This window comes from Pseudomonas sp. (genome assembly GCF_030696055.1).
Classification (GTDB): Bacteria; Pseudomonadota; Gammaproteobacteria; order Pseudomonadales; family Pseudomonadaceae; genus Aquipseudomonas.
This window is the reverse complement of sequence record NZ_JAUYNP010000255.1, coordinates 1-3,113: the sequence shown is the minus strand read 5'-3', so window position 1 is coordinate 3,113 and position 3,113 is coordinate 1. Positions and strand designations below refer to the sequence as shown.

4 protein-coding genes are annotated in these 3,113 nt (G+C 64.7%); all 4 read right to left on the bottom strand.

The window, feature by feature from the left end:
• Nucleotides 1-21: 21 nt before the first annotated feature.
• Nucleotides 22-180 carry an alternative ribosome rescue factor ArfA gene (gene arfA, locus Q8Q83_RS15050; protein WP_305624942.1) on the bottom strand — a complete coding sequence of 53 codons (159 nt, stop codon included), beginning with the start codon at nucleotides 178-180 and terminating at the stop codon, nucleotides 22-24.
• Between the two features lie 85 nt (nucleotides 181-265).
• A complete protein-coding gene (gene holA / locus Q8Q83_RS15045; RefSeq protein ID WP_305624941.1) occupies nucleotides 266-1,312 on the bottom strand; it encodes a DNA polymerase III subunit delta in 1,047 nt (348 codons plus the stop codon).
• 56 nt (nucleotides 1,313-1,368) lie between these two features.
• Complete coding sequence (gene lptE / locus Q8Q83_RS15040; RefSeq protein WP_305624940.1) at nucleotides 1,369-1,980, bottom strand: LPS assembly lipoprotein LptE; 612 nt, start codon at nucleotides 1,978-1,980, stop codon at nucleotides 1,369-1,371.
• 204 nt (nucleotides 1,981-2,184) lie between these two features.
• On the bottom strand, nucleotides 2,185-3,113 hold a 929-nt coding region (locus Q8Q83_RS15035; protein ID WP_305624939.1), incomplete at its 5' end, for a class I tRNA ligase family protein.

Below are 3,113 nucleotides of genomic sequence, written 5' to 3'. Positions count from 1 at the left end.
TAGGCGGGTTGTGACGGCTTTTCAGGCGGCCAGAAAGCAAGAAGCCTCCCAGTTTTGCTGGGAGGCTTCGCGGCGGTAACTGCCTTTGCCTTTGCCGGGTTTTTCCTGTCGACAACGAAACAGTGGTTGAGCGATCAGGGATTTGGCCTTGTTTGGGCCGTGCTGGGTTTTCTTCGTCATGACTTTGCCTCTAGCGACTACCCGCTGACTGCGGGCGGGCAAAGCATGAGCCGGTGCCGAGGCATTGTCCAGCCAGGCCGGCCTGCTAGCCGGCGCGGTCGCTGGCCAGGCCCAGGCGTTGGCCGCAGAGGGTCAGGGTCAGCAGGCTCAGTCCGCTCCAGGGATCGCCGGCGGCCTGGCCTTTGATCTGCGCGTCGATATGTTGGGCGTCCTGCAGCAGGGAGGCCCAGCGCGCCGCGGAAAGCCGCTGCAGGGCTTTGCTGACCAGCGGGCGGCGCTTGTCCCAGACCGGCGGGCGGGCCGCGCCGAAGGCCTTGTCCAGCGGCATGCCTTGGCTGAACTGCTGGGCTATGGTCGCCAACAGGCGAATTTCCCGGGCCAGGGCCCAGAGAATGACCGGCGGCTCCACGCCTTCGCCACGCAGCCCCTCGAGTATGCGCAGGGCGTGGGCGGCTTCACCGTTAAGCGCCGCGTCGATCAGGCCGAATACGTCGAAGCGCGCGCTGTCGGCCACCGAGGCATGCACGGTGTCGACATCGATCTGCGTGCCGGTGGCGAGCAGTTTGAGTTTTTCGATTTCCTGGGCGGCCGCCAGCAGGTTGCCCTCGACTCGTACGGCGATCATCTCCACCGCCTCGGCGCTGGCGCTCAGGCCGGCCTGGGCCAGGCGCTGGCGAATCCACTGCGGCAATTGCGCGGCGTCGACCGGCCAGATCTGCAGGAACTGGGTCTGCGGACCCTCGATCAGGGCCTTGCCCCACTTGGTTTTCTGCGCGCTGCCGTCGAGCTTCGGCAGGCTGATCAGCAGCACCGTATCCTCGGCGGGGCGGGCCAGGTATTCGAGCAGCGCCGCCGCACCCTTGTCGCCGGGCTTGCCGTTGGGCAGGCGCAGTTCCAGCAGGCGCTTGTCGGCGAACAAGGACATGCTGGCGCAGGCCTGCAGCAGGTTGCCCCAATCGAAGCTGGCGTCGGCGTTGAACACCTGGCGCTCGCTAAAGCCGTGCTGGCGAGTGGCGCCGCGGATGGCGTCGCAGGCTTCCTGGCAGAGCAGGGGCTCATCGCCACTGACGACATACACCGGGCTCAGGTTGCCCTGCAGGTGTTTGCCGAGTTGTGCCCCGTTGAGTTTCATGGATGGCAGAGTTTCATCTGGGCGGAAGGCTGGGCCGCTTGCGCGGCCCGGCGGGCTTACTGCACGGGAATCGGCAGTTGGATGGGCGACTGCTGCGGTTGCGCGGCCTGCTGCTGGCGAGCGGCTTCCAGGGCCTCCGCTTCGGCCTGGGCCTTGGCTGCGGCGGCTTGCTGCAATTGCTCGAGCTGGGCGGGCGTCACTTGCTGCAGGCGCTGTACCAGCTGTTGGATCAGTTCGCGGCGCATCTCGCTGCGCACCTGGGCCGCCTCTTGATCGCCACCCACCAGGTTGTTGCCGTCCTGGCTGTAGTAGCTCTGGGCTTCCACTGTGTCGCTGAGCAGCAGCAGGTTTTTGCTGCCGCGGATTTCATAGTCGAGCGTGCTGGTCAGTTCGTACTCGGCGGTACGGGCTGCGCTGGTGAAGCTGGCGGCGCGGCGGTTTTCCTGCTCATTGCTCAGCACCAGCTGGTAAGGGGCGCCCGGGTAGACCCGTACGCCATTGCTCTGCAGCACTTCGCGCACGTCCTTGACGGTTTCGCCATGGGCATTGCGGGCGCTGACGTTGAGTTCATTGAGCGCGAACTGCACGTCGCCGGTGCCGCGCAGCTGAAAGCCACAAGCGCTGAGCAGGGTGGCCAGGCCCATTACCAACAGATTCCGTTTGATCATCTTTGTTATCCCCTTGGCGAGTCTTGCGGCGCGCCGCTGTGCGGGCGCGCCGTGCATACAGACCGTTTAAAAATGTAGCGAGCGACGGCTAGGCAAGGCGAAAATCTGCCGAGGAAGCGGAGTGTACAAGCCGTACATGAGCATTCCGAGGCTGATTTTCAACGCCGCATAGCCTGGCGCAGCAGTTTTTAAGCGGCCTGTTAATCAGTTGGCGACAATATTGACCAGCTTGCCCGGCACCACAATCACTTTGCGGATGCTCAGGCCTTCGGTAAAGCGCAGCACGTTCTCGTTGGCGCGGGCGGCGGCTTCGACTTCCTCGCGGCTGGCGGCGGCCGGTACTTCGATCTGCCCGCGCAGTTTGCCGTTGACCTGGATCACCAGAGTCAGGCTGTCCTGCACCAGGGCCGACTCGTCCACCTGCGGCCATTGTGCGTCGATGATCGCGCCGTTGTGGCCCAGGCGCAGCCAGATTTCGTGGCTGATATGCGGGGTGATCGGTGCCAGCAGCAGGGCCACGGTTTGCAGACCCTCCTGCAGCAGGGCGCGATCCTGCTGGCTGGCTTGTGCGGCCTTTTCCAGCACGTTCATCAGGGTCATTACCTGGGCGATGGCGGTGTTGAACTTGTGGTGCTGGCCGATATCCTGGCTGGCCTGTTTGATCGCCAGATGGATGGCGCGGCGCACGGCCTTCTGGCTGTCGTTCAGGGCGTGCTTGCCCAGCGCGCTGGGCAGACCGGCGCTGACATGCGCCTGGGTCAGACGCCAGACGCGGCGCAGGAAGCGGCTCGCGCCTTCGACGCCGGAGTCCGACCATTCCAGGCTCATGTCCGGCGGCGAGGCAAACATCATAAACAGGCGGCAGGTGTCGGCGCCGTAGGCATCGATCATCGACTGGGGGTCGACGCCGTTGTTCTTCGACTTGGACATCTTCTCGGTGCCGCCGATTTCCACAGGCCCGCCGTCGGATTTCAGCTTGGCGGCTATCACCTTGCCTTTGGCGTCGTGCTCGATGTCCACGTCGGCCGGGTTGAACCAGTCCTTGCCGCCGTTATCCAGCACGCGGTAGTAGGTGTCGGCCACCACCATGCCCTGGGTCAGCAGGTTCTTGAACGGCTCGTTGGACGACACCA

Excerpts from the sequence above, each read along its gene's own strand:
- arfA (WP_305624942.1), bottom strand. The coding sequence starts at position 180 with ATGACGAAGAAAACCCAGCACGGCCCAAACAAGGCCAAATCCCTGATC.
- holA (WP_305624941.1), bottom strand. The coding sequence starts at position 1,312 with ATGAAACTCAACGGGGCACAACTCGGCAAACACCTGCAGGGCAACCTG.
- lptE (WP_305624940.1), bottom strand. The coding sequence starts at position 1,980 with ATGATCAAACGGAATCTGTTGGTAATGGGCCTGGCCACCCTGCTCAGC.